The organism is Bacillus sp. JK74 (genome assembly GCF_053663395.1).
The window spans coordinates 38,068-55,649 of record NZ_JBSJQB010000008.1 but is presented as its reverse complement, the minus strand read 5'-3'; the positions used below and the strand labels follow the sequence as shown (position 1 = coordinate 55,649).

The 17,582-nt window shown below is 46.6% G+C and carries 13 protein-coding genes and 2 pseudogenes; 11 read left to right on the top strand and 4 right to left on the bottom strand.

The features are described 5' to 3' along the window. The first annotated feature begins 2 nt into the window (after window positions 1-2). Entirely contained in the window at window positions 3-1,250 is a 1,248-nt protein-coding gene (locus ACWJJ5_RS18115) for an RbtT/DalT/CsbX family MFS transporter (RefSeq protein WP_014305179.1), read from the top strand. A gap of 31 nt (window positions 1,251-1,281) precedes the next feature. On the opposite strand, the pseudogene ACWJJ5_RS18110 reads toward ACWJJ5_RS18115, so the two are convergent. Together ACWJJ5_RS18110 and ACWJJ5_RS18105 are read right to left on the bottom strand one after the other, a co-directional pair. Further along, window positions 1,282-2,043: pseudogene (locus ACWJJ5_RS18110) on the bottom strand (hypothetical protein). Between the two features lie 65 nt (window positions 2,044-2,108). Further along, window positions 2,109-2,414: a DUF948 domain-containing protein gene (locus ACWJJ5_RS18105; RefSeq protein WP_003153826.1), complete on the bottom strand. Its 306-nt coding sequence runs from the start codon at window positions 2,412-2,414 to the stop codon at window positions 2,109-2,111. 129 nt (window positions 2,415-2,543) lie between these two features. Between ACWJJ5_RS18105 and ACWJJ5_RS18100 the strand changes: the two genes are divergently transcribed. The 4 genes from ACWJJ5_RS18100 to proB all read left to right on the top strand — a co-directional run bounded on the left by ACWJJ5_RS18100 (window position 2,544) and on the right by proB (window position 6,082). Next, entirely contained in the window at window positions 2,544-3,260 is a 717-nt protein-coding gene (locus ACWJJ5_RS18100; RefSeq protein WP_015417604.1) for a 3-ketoacyl-ACP reductase, read from the top strand. 285 nt (window positions 3,261-3,545) lie between these two features. Continuing rightward, a complete protein-coding gene (gene rtp, locus ACWJJ5_RS18095; protein ID WP_454022600.1) occupies window positions 3,546-3,914 on the top strand; it encodes a replication termination protein in 369 nt (122 codons plus the stop codon). A gap of 176 nt (window positions 3,915-4,090) precedes the next feature. After that, window positions 4,091-4,939, top strand: a complete 849-nt coding sequence (proC, locus tag ACWJJ5_RS18090; RefSeq protein WP_014418088.1) for a pyrroline-5-carboxylate reductase — start codon at window positions 4,091-4,093, stop codon at window positions 4,937-4,939. 24 nt (window positions 4,940-4,963) lie between these two features. Then, window positions 4,964-6,082, top strand: coding sequence for a glutamate 5-kinase (gene proB / locus ACWJJ5_RS18085; protein WP_014305177.1), 1,119 nt, complete (start codon window positions 4,964-4,966; stop codon window positions 6,080-6,082). Between the two features lie 60 nt (window positions 6,083-6,142). On the opposite strand, the gene ACWJJ5_RS18080 is transcribed toward proB, so the two are convergent. Continuing rightward, complete coding sequence (locus ACWJJ5_RS18080) at window positions 6,143-7,045, bottom strand: LysR family transcriptional regulator (RefSeq protein ID WP_025852255.1); 903 nt, start codon at window positions 7,043-7,045, stop codon at window positions 6,143-6,145. A 145-nt stretch (window positions 7,046-7,190) separates the two neighbouring features. Between ACWJJ5_RS18080 and gltB the strand changes: the two genes are divergently transcribed. Then, window positions 7,191-11,750, top strand: a complete 4,560-nt coding sequence (gene gltB, locus ACWJJ5_RS18075; protein WP_454022599.1) for a glutamate synthase large subunit — start codon at window positions 7,191-7,193, stop codon at window positions 11,748-11,750. A 16-nt stretch (window positions 11,751-11,766) separates the two neighbouring features. Beyond that, window positions 11,767-13,248, top strand: coding sequence for a glutamate synthase small subunit (gltD, locus tag ACWJJ5_RS18070; RefSeq protein ID WP_077722432.1), 1,482 nt, complete (start codon window positions 11,767-11,769; stop codon window positions 13,246-13,248). Between the two features lie 376 nt (window positions 13,249-13,624). Here gltD and ACWJJ5_RS18065 read toward each other — a convergent pair whose 3' ends face one another. Then, window positions 13,625-14,605 (bottom strand): zinc-binding dehydrogenase, encoded by a 981-nt coding sequence (locus ACWJJ5_RS18065; RefSeq protein WP_454022598.1) that lies wholly within the window; start codon window positions 14,603-14,605, stop codon window positions 13,625-13,627. 118 nt (window positions 14,606-14,723) lie between these two features. Here ACWJJ5_RS18065 and ACWJJ5_RS18060 point away from each other — a divergent pair, with 118 nt between their 5' ends. From ACWJJ5_RS18060 to ACWJJ5_RS18045, 4 genes and pseudogenes are all read left to right on the top strand, one after another. Next, on the top strand, window positions 14,724-15,590 hold the full coding sequence (locus ACWJJ5_RS18060) for a LysR family transcriptional regulator (protein ID WP_173612976.1): 867 nt from the start codon (window positions 14,724-14,726) through the stop codon (window positions 15,588-15,590). A 52-nt stretch (window positions 15,591-15,642) separates the two neighbouring features. Next, window positions 15,643-15,882: pseudogene (locus ACWJJ5_RS18055) on the top strand (His/Gly/Thr/Pro-type tRNA ligase C-terminal domain-containing protein); the annotation flags it as partial. Between the two features lie 37 nt (window positions 15,883-15,919). Continuing rightward, a complete protein-coding gene (locus ACWJJ5_RS18050) occupies window positions 15,920-16,222 on the top strand; it encodes an ArsR/SmtB family transcription factor (RefSeq protein ID WP_003153841.1) in 303 nt (100 codons plus the stop codon). A 143-nt stretch (window positions 16,223-16,365) separates the two neighbouring features. Continuing rightward, window positions 16,366-17,541: an MFS transporter gene (locus tag ACWJJ5_RS18045; protein WP_031379059.1), complete on the top strand. Its 1,176-nt coding sequence runs from the start codon at window positions 16,366-16,368 to the stop codon at window positions 17,539-17,541. The last annotated feature ends 41 nt before the right edge of the window (window positions 17,542-17,582 follow it).

The window sequence follows — 17,582 nt, the reverse complement described above, 5'->3', positions numbered from 1 at the left end:
AAATGCTTAATAAAATAGGAATTCCAAAACAGCTCGCCTGGGGATTTTTAGGGGTCGTGCTGTTTATGATGGGGGACGGCCTTGAACAAGGCTGGCTCAGCCCGTTTTTAGTCGAAAACGGCTTGACGGTACAGCAATCAGCATCCTTGTTTACGGTTTACGGTATTTCTCTTGCTGTGGCGTCGTGGTTTTCAGGAGTCTGCCTCGAAGCCTTCGGCGCAAAGCGGACGATGTTTATGGGGCTGTTGTTTTACGTCATCGGAACAGCCGCGTTTATCGCATACGGATTTGAGAATCTTAATTTGCCGGTGATGTATGTCACGTATTTTATTAAAGGGCTGGGTTACCCGCTGTTTGCCTATTCATTTTTGACATGGGTGATTTACCGGTCGCCGAAAAACAGGCTCAGTACGGCGGTCGGCTGGTTCTGGATTGCATATTGCTGCGGGATGTTTGTATTCGGTGCTTGGTATTCAAGCTGGGCCATCAAATCCTTCGGCTATTTGAATACGCTGTGGAGTTCAATTTTCTGGGTATGTCTCGGCGCGTTTTTTGCTTTGATTTTAAATAGGGACCGCTTTGAAAAGAAAAAGGCAGATAAGCGGGAAAAGGCGCAGGAATTAATGAAGGGAATCACCATCCTTGCTGAAAATCCGCGCGTGCTCTCTGGGGGGATCATTCGAATCATTAACAGCATCGGAACATACGGATTTCCGGTATTCCTCCCGATGCATATGGCGCAGCACGGCATTTCTACAAATGTTTGGCTTCAAATTTGGGGAACGATCTTTCTCGGAAATATCGTCTTTAACTTAATATTCGGCGCAGTCGGCGATGCCTTCGGCTGGAAAAAGACCGTCATGTGGTTCGGAGGAGTGGGCTGCGGCATTTTTACTCTTTTATTATATTATGCTCCTGTTGTATCACATGGGAACTTGCTTTTCGTCAGCATTGTCGGTTTTATATGGGGAGGGCTCCTCGCCGGGTTCGTTCCGATCGGAGCTATCGTGCCGACGGCGGCCGGCAGCAATAAAGGTGCTGCCATGTCTGTGTTAAATCTGGCTGCGGGCCTGTCGGCATTTGTCGGCCCCGCGCTTGCCTGGGCGTTCATCGGGCTTGTCGGCGCACAAGGCGTTGTATGGATTTTCGCAGCGCTCTATTTCGTAAGTGCAATCTTGACAAATCAAATCAAAATACCTGAAGAGAAAACGGCAAAACACAATAAAGCATTGCCTGAATACGCTTCTTAACAGCAGCGCCCCGAAAATTCGGGGCGTTTTTTTACGGCTGCTGAAGAAACCCGGCAAACCGCTGAATTTGTTCACGTAACGATTGTTGGTTTTCGTGAAATTGTTTGAAACGATGTCCGTTTGCTCCGGACGGATGCGGGAAGCCTTCCAGAATGACCGCATGGCCCATTCTGCCGTTCTTCTTCAGCGTGCGGCAGGCTGATTCTGCTGCTTTTCCGAGAGGGATAAGCAGAATGTCTTTTTTCATCATTTCTATTTCATCCGGAAAACATGTCAGCGCGTAACGGCTGAGAAGAGCTGATCTGCTGATGGCCGGCCGGTGTCCCGTATAGTTTTTCTGTTTATAAAAAACAGGGTGTTTGATAACTTATGTCGTATGAAGCAGCTCCCGTTTTGAATCAAAAAACCGGGATGAATCCTCAACGTGAAGCGCGGCCGGCAGACCGCATTCATTAAGCATTTCGATGATGTGCTGCCTCATGGAACCGGAAAGTCCGGCCGCTTTTTTTGTCTCATATGCTATCACCTCAAGAGATTCGCCGTTTTTTAAAAGCTGTGCCGCTGCTTTGTAAGCCCGCTGCATCTGAAAAAAACCGGGTGTAATTCCGGAGATGACAACCGCAGCATGTGGGTTGATATACTCATTATGAGGCGAATAATACATATCCAGATCTCCGTCCTTGGCTAAATGGAACTCCGGAGTCAGCAAATCCGATTTTGTAAATCCTCCCGAAGATGATAATGCTTTAAGCTGCTGCAAAAAATGCGCAAGCCGCTCACGATCGCAAATCATATTATGCCTCCTTGAATCCGCCAGTTTCTCTTAGTGTCATCAAAAACGTCGGATGACATGCAGGCTCATAAACCGCTTTTACCGGCGTTCCAGAGCATTTTCAGGACGTGAGGCGTTCCTTTAACTTCGGCTGCCGTCGTTTGCACGGCTGTTTTTTTAGTAAGAAAGTCTTCCTGCAGTTCTTTCTGCTTTTGTGATAACAAACGGGTTTCTGTTTTGATTTCTTCAACGGACGTCTGCATAGACGCTGTCGCGGCGTTAATCTTCTTTATATCAGGCGCTGTGTTTCTTTTAAAATGCACGGCGGATACGGCTGCATAAATTAATGCGGCAGCCGCAACGGCAGCACTGATATACAAAATGATGATCATCTGCTTTTCACTCCTTTTTTTCAGTTGATACCCTTTACGGATCGTGTTGAATCATTTTATTTGCTAATTGTTTTTTTTCTGCTTATAATGTGAAATCGTACATAAGGACATTCAGAAAGGGTGAAAGACATGGAAAGCCTACAAAACAAAACGGCTCTTATCACGGGTGCGGGCAGAGGAATCGGCCGCGCCGCCGCTATCGCTTTAGCAAAAGAAGGAGTCAATATCGGTTTAATCGGCCGTACAGAAGCAAATGTCGAAAAGGTTGCGGAAGAAGTGAAAGCCCTTGGTGTAAAGGCATCATTCGCTGCAGCCGATGTGAAAAACCAAAAAGAGGTTGAACAAGCCGTCTCCTCTATTAAAGAAGAACTCGGTGAGGTTGACATCCTGATTAACAATGCCGGAATCAGCAAATTCGGCGGATTTTTGGATCTTACGCCTGAAGAGTGGGAAGACATCATTCAAGTTAATGTAATGGGTGTATACCACGTGACACGCGCCGTTCTTCCTGAAATGATTGAGAGAAAATCAGGAGATATCATTAATATTTCTTCTACGGCGGGCCAAAGAGGCGCCGCGGCGACAAGTGCGTACAGCGCTTCTAAATTTGCCGTTCTCGGTCTGACCGAATCTCTCATGCAGGAAGTCAGAAAACACAATATCCGTGTCAGCGCAATGACTCCGAGCACGGTTGCAAGCGACATGTCTATTGAATTAAATCTGACAGACGGCAATCCGGAAAAAGTCATGCAGCCTGAGGATCTTGCAGAATATATGGTTGCTCAATTGAAATTACATCCGCGCATTTTCATCAAAACGGCCGGTTTGTGGTCAACTAATCCTTAAACAAAAGGGGACCTGTCTTCGTGACGGGTCTTTTTTTGTTTTCACAACCCGAATAAATAGGCATAAAGAGCCGTTTTTGCAGAAAAAAGAGTGAAAAAGAAACCGATATCAGCTATAATTAAACTAAATAAACTATGTACCAAATGTTCATCAAGATTATTTTTCCCCTCCTCCAAAAAACAAATCAATACAAACCAAACTGTCCGAACAATAAAAGGGAAAACGGGATATAAAGAGAATATTTAGTACATGGAATAATTTGTTAGAAGGAAGGATGTGCACGTATTGAAAGAAGAAAAAAGAAGTTCAACCGGTTTTTTAGTGAAACAAAGAGCCTTTTTAAAGCTTTACATGATTACAATGACAGAGCAGGAACGGCTTTACGGACTGAAGCTTCTCGAGGTGCTGCGTTCGGAATTTAAACCCCTCGGTTTTAAGCCGAATCATACCGAGGTGTACCGTTCACTTCACGAACTTTTGGATGACGGGATTTTAAAGCAAGTAAAAGTGAAAAAAGAGGGAGCCAAACTCCAGGAAGTCGTTCTCTATCAATTTAAAGACTATGAAGCTGCGAAGCTTTACAAAAAACAGCTGAAGACAGAGCTTGACCGCTGCAAAAAGCTGATTGAAAAAGCCATTTCAGATAACTTTTAAATCCGGCCGGAACGCACCCGGCCTCCCGGACTCAAAAGGTTTGTTCTGTGATTCATTATACATAATAACAGGCTCGGAACAATACATATCAATAAAACCTTCAAACTTGACATCGACTCCTGAAGTGGTAACATAAAAAACGTGTGAAAAATACGAACAAAATACGAACAAGGGAGATGTTACCGATCTTAGATCAAAAGAAAGTTGCTTTTATCGGAGCAGGATCAATGGCTGAAGGAATGATATCAGGCATGGTCCGCGCAAAAAAAATTCCCAACCAAAACATCTGCGTGACAAACCGCCGCAATACAGAGCGACTCGCTGAATTGGAACATCAATACGGAATTCAAGGCATTGCTTTTGACAGCATGAAAACCGAAGACATTGATGTCTTTATTTTAGCCATGAAACCGAAGGATGCTGAAATCGCTCTTGCTACGCTGAAACGGCGTATCCAACCTCATCAAATCATCCTGTCTGTTCTGGCAGGCATAACAACCTCATTTATACAACAATCATTACATGACCGTCAGCCAGTTGTAAGAGTGATGCCGAACACATCCAGCATGATCGGCGAATCGGCAACAGCTGCGGCTTTCGGAGACCATGTCTCTTACGGCTCAGCAAAAACCGCGGTATCCCTTTTGGAATGCCTCGGGGAAGTGTACGTGATCAAGGAAGATCAGATGGACATTTTCACCGGCATCGCAGGCAGCGGACCGGCGTACTTCTATTATTTAATGGAGTTTATTGAAAAAGCAGGTGAAGAAGCCGGCTTAGACAAACGGCTGTCCCGCAAAATCGGCGCGCAAACGTTATTGGGCGCTGCTAAAATGCTGATGGAAACGGGTGAAAAACCGGATGTGCTTCGGGAAAACATCACCTCTCCAAACGGCACGACGGAAGCCGGCCTCGATGCGCTCAGGTCAGAAGGCGGCGGAGAAGCCATTGCCAAAGCCATTAAACATGCGACCGAACGTTCTATTGAGATCAGCAAAACAATTGAAAAAACGGCAGCACTATAATCGTTAAGAAACAGGAGTGATACAGTGACGTCTCGGACGAAGATCAAAAGAGTCGCGGTGAAAATCGGAAGCAGCTCACTGACGAGCCTGCACGGGGAAATCAGCAGAAGAAAGCTGGAAGCATTGGTGGATCAAATCGCACAGCTGAAAGACAGCGGCTATGAAGTGATTTTAATATCTTCCGGCGCAGTGGCGGCAGGTTATCGGAAGCTCGGATTTATTCAGAAACCGGAAGGCCTCCCTGAAAAACAGGCTTCTGCTTCCATCGGGCAGGGATTATTAATGGAGGCTTATTCAAAGCTGTTTTTAGCGCACGGTTATGTCGCATCACAAATATTAATTACAAGAAGCGACTTTTCCGACGAATACCGCTACCATAATGTGCGCAATACGATGAACGTCCTTTTGGAACGAGGCATTATTCCGATTATTAATGAAAATGACACGGTCACAGTCAACCGGCTGAAATTCGGAGATAACGATACACTCGCAGCGAAGGTGGCAGGTTTAATTGATGCCGACATGCTTGTGATTTTATCAGACATTGACGGTTTATATGATGATAATCCGCGCAGCAATCCGAAAGCGAAAAGAATCAGACATGTAAGTGACATCACTCCGGAAATAGAAGCAAGCGCGGGAGATGCCGGGAGTGAAATGGGAACCGGCGGAATGCGTTCGAAACTGGATGCTTTTAAAATTGTAATGGCCTCCGGTATTAAAGGCTTTCTCGGGCAGGCTAACATTCCGGACATTCTGCTTCAAGCGGTAGATGAGGCGGCTGAAGGAACTTATTTTGAAGCGGAAGGAACCCTGCCGTTAAACCACAAAGAACAATGGCTTGCATTTAATTCCGGCCCCGAAGGCGAAATTGTGATGGAAAAGAAAAGCAGCCGCGATGTCGCGAACGGAAATATGGCGCTGTCACCGCAGGATATCGAACAGATTAAGGGCAGATTCAGCAGCGGAGCGGTTGTCAGGCTGCTTGATCAGCAGGGAGAAGAGCTCGGACTCGGCATCGTCAACTATTCCTCAGCCCAGCTGAAGACATTTAAAGAAACGCCGCACAAACAGACCGATCAATCAGTCATTGATCCGGAAGCGTTTGTCTGCCACGTTGAATTATCCATTCCGATCGGCTGAGAAAGATCTATAAAAATATGAAAAAGCCCGAGGCTTCGTTTTGAAGCTCGGGTTTGTTTTTTATTGATATTGTTCAAGTTTGGAGAAAAATTGAATGACAAAATGATAGAAATCATTTGCAGACGGAGCCAGTTCTCTTCCTTCTGGTTTAATAATGCCTACGGTGCGCTTCACTTGAGGAAATTCAATCGGAATTTTGACCGTGAACCGGGGTGTGGTTTCTGCAAAGGTGCTTTCGGGTAATAAAGTAACTCCCATCCCCGCGGAGACTAATCCTTTAATGGCATCTAAATCCTCGCCTTCCGTCGATACAAGCGGCGCAAAGCCGGCCTGTCTGCAAGCGTCAATCGCCATGTTTCGGAGAATAAATCCTTCAGGAAATAAAACGAATTGGTCGCCGCGCAGATCAATTAAATGAATATTTTTCTGTTTGGCAAGCGGATGATGCAGCGGAACAAGCGCGTAAATCTTTTCCGTGAATAAGATATTGCCTGTTATGTCGGGGAATTCCGTCGGAACGGGGCCGAGCAGCGCAGCATCTATATCCCTGTTTCTTACCGCTTCAATTAAAAACTTATAAGAACCCTGGCGGAGCAAAAACTCAACGTTCGGGTATTCCTCTTTAAATGCCGAAATCACAGTCGGCAAAAGCTGGCTTGCAAGGCTCGTCGGAAATCCTATTTTGACGGTTCCGCGATTCGGATCAAGATATTCATCAATTTGTTCCTTCGCATAATCAATTGCTTTCATCGCCGTTTTAACATGTTCTAAAAATTGTTTGCCGATCGGCGTTAATTTAATATTTCTGCCTTCCCGTTCAAATAAAGTGACTTTCAGCTCTTCTTCAAGATTTGCAATCTGCCGGCTGATGGCGGATTGTGCGACATGCAGATGATCAGCCGCTTCTGACACATGTTCCCGTTCTGCTACCTCCATAAAATACCGAAGCTGGCGTAATTCCATTGCGTTCACACCCATCTATCTCATTTTGAGATGTATTTGATCTAAATTATATATTGTTTATATTGTTTTGAAAACTTACAATTAATTTAAAGTTGTCAGATTTTATGACCGATAATTAACGGAAACTGATCGGGGGAGAGGAATTATGACTTACAATCAAATGCCGAAAGCACAAGGTCTCTACCGTCCGGAATTTGAGCACGATGCATGCGGAATCGGCTTGTATGCCCATTTAAAAGGGAAACCTTCACATGACATTGTCAAAAAAGGACTGAAGATGCTTTGCCAGCTGGATCACAGAGGAGGACAGGGCAGTGATCCGAATACGGGTGACGGCGCCGGCCTGATGGTTCAGATCCCTGATGCTTTTTTTAAGAAAGAGTGCGGAGAAATGAAGCTGCCGGAAAAAGGCCGTTACGGGGTAGGAATGGTCTTTTTCTCGCAAAATGAAGAGGAAAGAAAAAAGATCGAAAAACAGGTGAATGCATTCATTGAGCAGGAAGGACAGATTGTTCTCGGCTGGAGAACCGTCCCTGTAAATGTCGGAAAAATCGGAACAGTGGCACAAAGCACTTGCCCGTATGTGCGTCAAGTATTTATCGGAGCCGCAAACGATTTGAAAGACAGCCTTGCTTTTGAACGCAAACTGTATGTCATCCGGAAGCAGGCGGAAAATTGGGGCGTTCAAGAACAGCTTGATTTTTACTTCGCAAGCTTGTCAAGCCAGACTATTGTTTATAAAGGGTTGTTAACGCCTGAGCAGGTTGACGCTTTTTATTTGGATTTGCAGGATGAAACCTTCGTATCTGCATTTTCACTCGTGCATTCAAGATTCAGCACAAATACCTTTCCTACTTGGGAACGTGCCCATCCGAACCGCTATCTGATTCATAACGGAGAAATCAATACGCTTCGGGGCAACATCAATTGGATGAGAGCGAGGGAGCAGCAGTTCGTTTCAGAAAGCTTCGGAGACGATCTTCACAAAGTGCTGCCGATTTTAAATGCTGAGGGCAGTGACTCATCCATTCTTGATAATGCGTTTGAATTTTTCGTGATGGCGGGGCGGAAACCGGCACATACGGCAATGATGCTGATTCCGGAACCATGGACAGAAAACACTCACATGTCTAAAGCGAAACGGGCTTTTTATGAATATCACAGCTCTTTAATGGAGCCGTGGGACGGGCCGACCGCCATTTCGTTTACGGACGGAAAACAGATCGGCGCCATCCTTGACCGTAACGGCCTGCGTCCGGCACGTTACTATGTGACAAAAGATGACCATATTATTTTCTCATCTGAGGTCGGCGTTATTGAAGTGGAGCAGGAGAACATTCTTCATAAAAAACGTCTGGAGCCCGGAAAAATGCTGCTCATTGACTTAGAGGAAGGCCGGATTATTTCAGATGAAGAAGTAAAAACAGAAATAGCCAATGAATTCCCGTATCAAAAATGGCTTGAAGAAGAATTGGTTCAAGTGAATCCTGACCCGGAAATCCGGGAAGAGGAACAATTCGATGATCTTCTCGTCCGTCAAAAAGCGTTCGGCTATACGTATGAAGATATTCAGAAGTATTTAATTCCTGTTATTAAAGAAGGCAAGGACCCGCTCGGCTCTATGGGAAATGATTCGCCGCTCGCCGTTTTATCCGATCGCGCCCAATCACTGTTTCATTACTTTAAACAGCTGTTTGCGCAAGTCACAAACCCGCCGATTGACGCGATCCGCGAGCAGCTTGTGACCTCTACGGTGACATGGCTTGGAGCTGAAGGCGATCTGCTGCATCCGAGTGAAAGAAATGCACGCCGCATAAAATTGTATACTCCTGTATTATCAAACGAACAGTTTTATGCGCTGAAAACACTTGTGCACCCTGACATTAAGAGCCAGAACATCCGCACGCTGTTTTCCGATGACCTGGAAAAAGGCCTGAAGGATTTGTTTCAGCAAGCGGAAAAAGCGATCAAGGAAGGCGTATCTCTGTTAATTTTATCTGACAGGGCAATGAGTAGGGAATTGACGCCGATTCCGCCGCTTTTGGCCGTCAGTGCGCTGCATCAGCATTTGATCCGTCAAGGCCTGCGAACAAAAGCAAGCATTATCGTTGAATCCGGGGAAGCGCGTGAAGTTCATCACTTTGCGGCTCTCATCGGGTATGGTGCCGATGCTGTCAATCCGTATTTGACTTATGCTACGTATAAGCAGGAAATCGATGAAGGCCGGCTTGATATTCCGTATGAAGAAGCTGTCAGCAAATACGGAAAGAGCGTAACAGAAGGCGTCGTGAAAGTGATGTCAAAAATGGGGATTTCAACTGTGCAAAGTTACAGGGGCGCCCAAATTTTTGAAGCGGTCGGCATCGGTGAAGACGTTATCGCAAAATACTTTACCGGTACTGCATCTCAGCTTGGCGGAATCGATATCGAGACGATTGCGCAAGAAGCGAAACAGCGCCACCAAGCGGCGTACAAGGATGATTACAGCCAAACTCTTGATCCGGGAAGTGAATTCCAATGGCGGAACGGGGGAGAGCACCACGCTTTCAACCCGAAAACCATCCATACGCTGCAATGGGCCTGCCGAAAAAATGATTACAGCCTGTTTAAGCAGTATTCTCAAGCAGCGGATGAAGAACGAATCGGATTTTTACGCAATCTGTTCGCCTTCAAAGAAGACCGCAAGCCTTTAAAATTAGAGGAAGTTGAATCAGCTGCGTCCATCGTGAAACGTTTTAAAACAGGAGCGATGTCGTTCGGTTCATTAAGCAAGGAAGCCCATGAGGCTTTAGCGATAGCGATGAACAGGCTTGGCGGAAAAAGCAACAGCGGAGAAGGCGGCGAGGATCCGAAACGTTTCGTTCCGGATGAAAATGGCGACGACAGAAGAAGTGCGATTAAACAGATCGCTTCCGGCCGTTTCGGCGTAAAGAGCCATTATCTCGTCAATGCGGATGAATTGCAGATCAAAATGGCGCAAGGGGCGAAGCCGGGAGAAGGCGGTCAGCTTCCGGGGAACAAAGTATATCCTTGGGTCGCGGATGTCCGCGGTTCTACACCAGGTGTAGGGCTGATCTCACCGCCTCCTCACCATGATATTTATTCAATTGAAGATTTGGCGCAGCTGATCCATGATTTAAAAAATGCAAATCGAAGCGCGCGAATCAGCGTCAAGCTCGTGTCAAAAGCCGGTGTCGGCACGATTGCGGCCGGTGTGGCAAAAGGCACTGCGGATGTCATCGTCATCAGCGGCTACGATGGCGGAACGGGCGCATCGCCGAAAACGAGTATTAAACATACGGGTCTTCCGTGGGAGCTTGGTCTTGCAGAAGCTCACCAAACGCTGATGCTGAACGGTTTACGGGATCGCGTGGTATTGGAAACGGACGGTAAGCTGATGACAGGCCGAGATGTCGTGATGGCCGCCTTGCTCGGTGCGGAGGAATTCGGCTTTGCTACAGCGCCGCTTGTCGTTCTTGGCTGCGTCATGATGCGCGCCTGCCATTTAGATACATGTCCTGTAGGTGTCGCGACGCAAAATCCGGAGCTCCGCAAAAAATTCATGGGCGATCCAGACCATATCGTAAATTACATGCTGTTTGTCGCAGAAGAAGTGCGTGAATATATGGCGCAGTTAGGCTTTAAGACGCTTGATGAAATGATCGGACGGACAGACGTTCTTCATGTCAGTGAACGTGCGAAAGCGCATTGGAAAGCGGGACAGCTTGATTTATCCACACTGCTGTACCAGCCTGAAGGCATACGCACTTTCCGTACGGCGCAAAACCATAAAATCGACGAGTCGCTTGATATGACAGTTATTCTTCCGGCGGTGCAGGCTGCAATTGAAGCCGGTCAGGAAGCGGAAGCTGAAATCAAGATCAATAATACAAATCGCGTAGCCGGAACCGTGACGGGAAGTGAAATTTCTAAACGCTACGGAGCGGAAGGCCTGCCGGATGATACGATCAGACTTCATTTTACCGGATCAGCCGGACAGAGTTTCGGAGCATTTGTCCCTAAAGGGATGACGCTTCATTTGAACGGGGATTCAAATGACTACGTAGGCAAAGGGCTTTCAGGCGGAAAAATCATCGTGAAAGCGCCTGATGCCTTCAATTGTGAAACACACGATAACGTTATTATCGGGAACGTCGCATTTTACGGAGCAACAAGCGGGGAAGCGTACATTAACGGGCGCGCCGGTGAACGTTTTGCAGTCCGTAACAGCGGAGTCAATGTCGTTGTAGAAGGTATCGGAGACCACGGATGTGAATACATGACAGGCGGCCGGGTTGTCGTCCTCGGCGAAGTCGGCAAAAACTTCGGGGCGGGAATGTCAGGCGGTATCGCATACGTCCTGAGTGAAGATGCCAAAGCATTTAAACGCAAATGCAACATGGAAATGATTTCATTTGAAAAGCTGACGGATGAGGCGGAGATCAAAGGAGTGCAAGAAATGGTCAAACGGCATGCGGCGCTGACAAACAGCAAAAAAGCCGCAGATCTCCTGGACAATTGGGAAAAAGCCGCAGAAACCTTTATCAAAATCATTCCGAAAAACTATAAACAAATGCTCCTCAGCATCGAAGAACAAAAAGCGGCGGGTTTATCAGAAGAAGACGCAATTATGTATGCTTTTGAAGCCAATACAAAGGTCCTCCAAACGCCTGCCAAAGATCAAAAACAAGCGGTAGTACAGTAAGAAAGGGGAGAGGAACATGGGGAAACCAACTGGATTCATGGAAGAAAAACGAGAAAAACCGGCTGAGCGGGACCCTCTCACTCGCTTAAAGGATTGGAAAGAGTATTCGGCTCCATTTTCAGATGAAGCGTCAAAGCGGCAGGGGGCGCGGTGTATGGATTGCGGCACACCGTTTTGCCAAATCGGCGCTGATATCAACGGTTTTACCTCCGGCTGCCCGATTTATAATCTGATACCGGAGTGGAATGACCTCGTCTATCGGGGGCGCTGGAAAGAAGCCTTGGAGCGCCTTCTGAAAACGAATAACTTTCCTGAATTCACAGGGCGGGTCTGTCCCGCTCCTTGTGAAGGATCTTGTACGCTGGCCATTTCAGATCCGGCTGTTTCAATTAAAAACATCGAGCGGACGATCATTGACAAAGGTTTTGAAAATGGATGGATTCAGCCGAGAATTCCCGTGAAACGCACAGGTAAAAAAGTCGCTGTCGTCGGTTCAGGCCCGGCAGGTCTGGCAAGCGCTGATCAGCTGAATCAAGCCGGTCATTCCGTAACGGTCTATGAGCGTGCCGACAGAGCCGGCGGCCTGCTGATGTACGGCATTCCGAGCATGAAGCTTGAGAAAAATGTCGTCGAACGCCGTATTAAGCTTTTGACGCAGGAAGGTATAGATTTTGTGACAAATACCGAAATCGGCGTTGACATAACGGCAGATGAGCTGAAAGAACAATTTGATGCCGTCATTTTGTGCACAGGCGCCCAAAAGCAGCGCAATCTGCTGATTGAAGGCCGGGAAGCAAAAGGCGTCCATTATGCGATGGACTATTTAACACTGGCGACGAAAAGCTATTTAGATTCCAACTTCAAAGACAAACAATTTATAGACGCTAAAGGGAAAGATGTCATCGTGATCGGCGGAGGAGACACAGGAGCTGACTGCGTGGCAACCGCGCTGCGCCAAAAAGCGCGCAGCGTGCACCAGTTCGGGAAACATCCTAAACTTCCTCAGACGCGCACGAACGACAATATGTGGCCTGAACAGCCGCACGTCTTTACCCTTGAATACGCCTATGAAGAAGCGCAGGCAAAGTTCGGCAAAGACCCGAGAGAATATTCAATTCAGACGACAAAAATGGTGGCCGATAAGCAGGGCCGCTTACAAGAGATCCACACCATCCAAATGGAAAAAGTCAGAAACGAATTCGGAAAGTATGAATTTCATGAACTGCCCGGTACAGAAAAAGTCTGGCCTGCTCAGCTGGTGTTCATCGCCATCGGTTTTGAAGGAACAGAACAGCCATTATTGAAACAGTTCGGTGTCGATTCGGCAAATCATAAAATTCAGGCGGCATATGGGGATTATAAAACGAATGTTGACGGTGTTTTCGCCGCAGGGGATGCGAGAAGGGGCCAAAGCCTGATTGTATGGGCGATTAATGAAGGCCGGGAAGCAGCGCGCGAAGTCGACAGTTATTTAATGGGGAGCACTGTTTTACCGTAAATAAAGGGATTTATTTATAAAACCGGCTGGGAACAGCCGGTTTTTCGTATTGAAATGGAACCTCCTTCTTCTTGTATTGGTCATATAAAGGAAATATGGAAATGGAAGATAAATATGGAATTTTGTTTTACAGAGCGGAGAGATTGTTTTCTTCCGGAGACTGAGACGATTTGCAAGCCTTGAGCTGTCGATCATGGTGCTGCTGACGGCGGAAGTCATCGCCGCCGTTTATTTATGACGCCTTAAAAAACGTGACGGGCTCTGTGTGTCTGCAGTCGATTTGCGGGCAGATTTTAATCGATGAAGAACAACATTTTGAATTTCAAGCGGAAACGCTTATAAACAAATAAGGGAACGGACGGGTCCGCTCCTTTTTTTAGACATCTATACGAAAGCCGATATTGCCGAACTGCTGTCCTTCCCGCATCCTGTTAAAAGCGGCAGCTGCTTCACCGAGAGGGTACATGCGATCGATAATGGGACGGATGCCGCAGCGGTTTATCAATTCCAGCATATCCGCGAATTCCTCATTGCTTCCCATTGATGTACCGAGAATATGAATCTGCGGAAAAAACAGCGAGCGAATGGGAAATCCGAGCTGATCGCCTGAACTGGCGCCGAATGTTACGATCCGGCCATTCGGTTTAATAATGTCAAGATAGTGTTGAAATAAGGCGGGGCCTACACCGTCAAGTATGATATCTGCTTTTTCGCCATTCAGCGCCTCATTCCAGTCACCGTAGCTGTCAATCGCCCGGTCTGCACCGTATGACAGTGCGGTTTGTTTTTTGTTTTCACTGCGGGAGGTGACGCTGACTGTCGCTCCGATAGCTTTTGCCATGAATAAGGCGTATGTTGCCACGCCGCTTCCGATGCCCGGAAGGATAAGGTGTTCGCCTTTTTTTAATTGTCCTTTTGTAAATAAGGCGCGATAAGCGGTTAATGCTGATAACGGCAGGACGCCCGCTTCCTCCCAAGTCAGGTGTTCGGGTTTTAAAACGGCATTTTCCGCAGGAACGATGACATAAGGTGAAAATGTTCCGTCGCTCGGACCGCCTAAAATATCAGGGACGGCTGGTACGTCCTCAACAGTCTTCCAATTCAGCACCGGGTTGATGATGACTTCTGCATTCAGTAAATGAGACCGGACGCCGTGTCCTATTTCGGTTACGATTCCCGCGCCGTCTGAACCGAGAATAAATTCATGGTTTCCGGTTTCGTGTTTTTTTATTAAAAACAAATCACGATGGTTTAATCCGGCTGTTTTCAGCTTTATTTTTACTTCGCCGTTACCCGGCCTTTTGTCAGGTGCCTGCCTGAAATCAAAGCCATTTTCGTGTATGATAAGGGCATTCATCTTTCTTCTCTCCTTTATGATTGATGAGAAAGATTTTACAGGCTGTATCAGCTGCAGTAAATAAATGAAAATTGATAGCCGGCTATCAATAAAAATCATAGCAAGAAGGTGCCCTTACATGGAAAGCGGAGACTTAAAGATTTTTCAGGCTGTCGCCCGCAAAGGAAGTATTTCAAAGGCGGCAGAAAGCCTGCATTATGTTCAATCAAATGTGACAAACCGGATTCAGCAGCTGGAACGGCAATTGCAAACACAGCTTTTTTACCGCACAAATCGGGGAATGACGCTGACGCCAGCAGGTGAAAACTTATTAAAAGACGCAGACAGAATCCTTCAATTGCTGCATGAGGCGCAAAAAACGGCGCAAGAGGCAGGCGATCCGAACGGCCCGCTTCGAATCGGTTCTCTTGAAACGGCGGCAGCCGTCCATCTCCCTCAATTTTTCACGGAGTATTGCAGCCGCTACCCGAAAGTACAGCTGTCGCTGTCAACGGGTGATACACATACCTTAGTGCAGCGCGTTCTACACTATGAGCTGGACGGCGCTTTTGTTTACGGACCGGTCGAATATGAAGATCTTGAGCAAGTCGCTGTATTTCAAGAAGAATTGGTCTTGGTTTCAAATAAGCGGGAAGGCAGTTTGCAAGACTTGCTGCGAGAGCCGATTCTGTATTTTGCCGCGGGCTGTTCGCACCGCCGCAAAATAAAAAACATACTGAAAGAAGAGGCAGTGCCCGCACATAAAATCATTGAATTCGGTACGTTGGAAGCCATTATTGGGGCGGTGCAGGCGGGGATGGGGGTCTCCTTTCTGCCTGCATCAGCCGTCCGTTATTTTCAAAACAGGAAAAATCTTTTTCTTCATGAGCTTCCTGAACATTTTCGGAATATGAATATATCATTCATCTACCGGAGTGATTTATTTTTGACATCGGCGTTTGAAGAACTGCTGAATGGATTAAAAACATTATCGAACGGAAAATGAGAAAACAGAACAGCTGTGTACGCCAATTTTTTTTCGTTCCGGTTTTCTCAAAAAGAAAGCGGGTATCCGGGCTGAGCTCGATCAGCGTGATGAAAAACTCGGCTATAAAATCAGAGAAGCACAAATGAAAAAAATACCGTATATTGCGGTTGTGGGAGATCAAGAGTGCCGCCACCATTCTGTACATGTAAGGCAATACGGGCGGGAAAACACATTTGAAGAGAATGTGAGTGATTTTATTTCCCGGATCATAAGAGAGACAAAACAAAAAATAGAGATTCAAGAAATATAACATTGACATATCGTAAAATCACGATATAATAAAGCGTATGAAACCTATTGATGTTTTTAAAGCGTTGTCTAATGAGTCACGGCTTGAGATTTTACAGTGGCTGAAAGAGCCGGACCGTCACTTCGCACCGCATGATGGCATTGATATGAATGAGATCGGAGTATGTGTCAGCCAGATCACCGATAAGCTTCAGATGACACAGTCAACGGCGTCTCAATATCTTTCCATCCTTCAGCGGGCAGGCCTTATCCAAACAAAACGGATTGGCAAATACACCTATTATAAAAGAGATGAAGATGCGATAAAGGCGATGGCCGATTATTTTCAGCGCGAAATGTAGGGCTGAATCCTTTAGAAGAGGGATTCAGTTTCTTTTTCCGATTACACATCGACATATTGCGATTTGTTTCTGTTTGTTCAACTCTTTATATCGATATATCACAATATATCTTTATATAAATCATCAATGAAGGAGTGTGTCAGGTGCAAAATACCTGGAAGATTTACATTTTGGCAATTATCAGCTTTTTAGTGGGGACGTCTGAATATGTGATATCCGGCATGCTTGATAAAATTGCAGGTTCCTTGGGAGTTACTGTGGCAGCAGCTGGGCAGCTGATTACGATTTTTTCACTTGTTTATGCAATCGGAACGCCTGTCATGATGGCCCTTACAGCAAAACTGGATAGAAGGAAGCTTATGATCTATGCTCTTGGATTGTTTGTAATCGGAAATATCATTTCATTTCTCGTACAGGGATACGGCTTATTTGCGGCAGCCCGGGTGATCATGGCGCTTGGAGCAGGAACTGTGGTGGTCACCGCGCTTACGATCGCAGCAAAAATCGCTCCCCCGGGAAAACAGGCAAGTTCTCTCGCAACCGTCATTATGGGGTTTACGGCGGCGCTCATTATCGGTGTTCCGATCGGAAGAACCGTGTCTGAAGCTTTCGGCTGGAAGGTGGTTTTCGCCGGAATTGCGGCAATCGGAATCATTGCTATGCTTATTATACGTTTCGCGTTGCCTGAGATAAAAGGAGATAAACCGGTGCCGCTCATTCAGCAATTTTCTCTTTTGAAGAAACGAAAGGTGGCTGTCGGGCTGGCTATTACGTTTTTTTGGCTCGGAGGCTATTCGGTTGCGTATACGTACCTTTCTCCGTATTTACTGAACGTCACTCATATCGGCAGCGGAATACTGAGTACATTGCTGCTTATTTTCGGTGTTGCAAGTCTTGCCGGTTCTAAAGCAGGCGGTTTCAGTGCAGACAAATGGGGGGCGCGTATGACATTAACCGGCGGAATGGCGCTTCATGCTATCATGCTCATGTTATTGCCGTTTGTCACACATTCTGCTTTCGGAGCGGCGGCAGTGCTTATTTTTTGGTCCTTCGCCGCCTGGTCATCAGGACCTGCTCAGCAGTATCATTTGGCAACGATGGAGCCTGAATCATCGGGTGTATTACTTGGCCTCAACCAGTCCGTGATGCAGCTGGCTATGGCGGCCGGGGCGGGCATCGGGGGCATTGTTGTCACTCATCTGTCTCTTGCGTCAGTGACATGGATCGGATCAGCGGGTGTTGTCATCGCGATGTGTGGCGTGCTTTTACTTGCCTCGTTAACATCTGAAAAATCCTCATCTGAATACAGTGCAGAATAAACAAAAGCCTCATTTCTCAGCTTGAGAAATGAGGCTTTTTG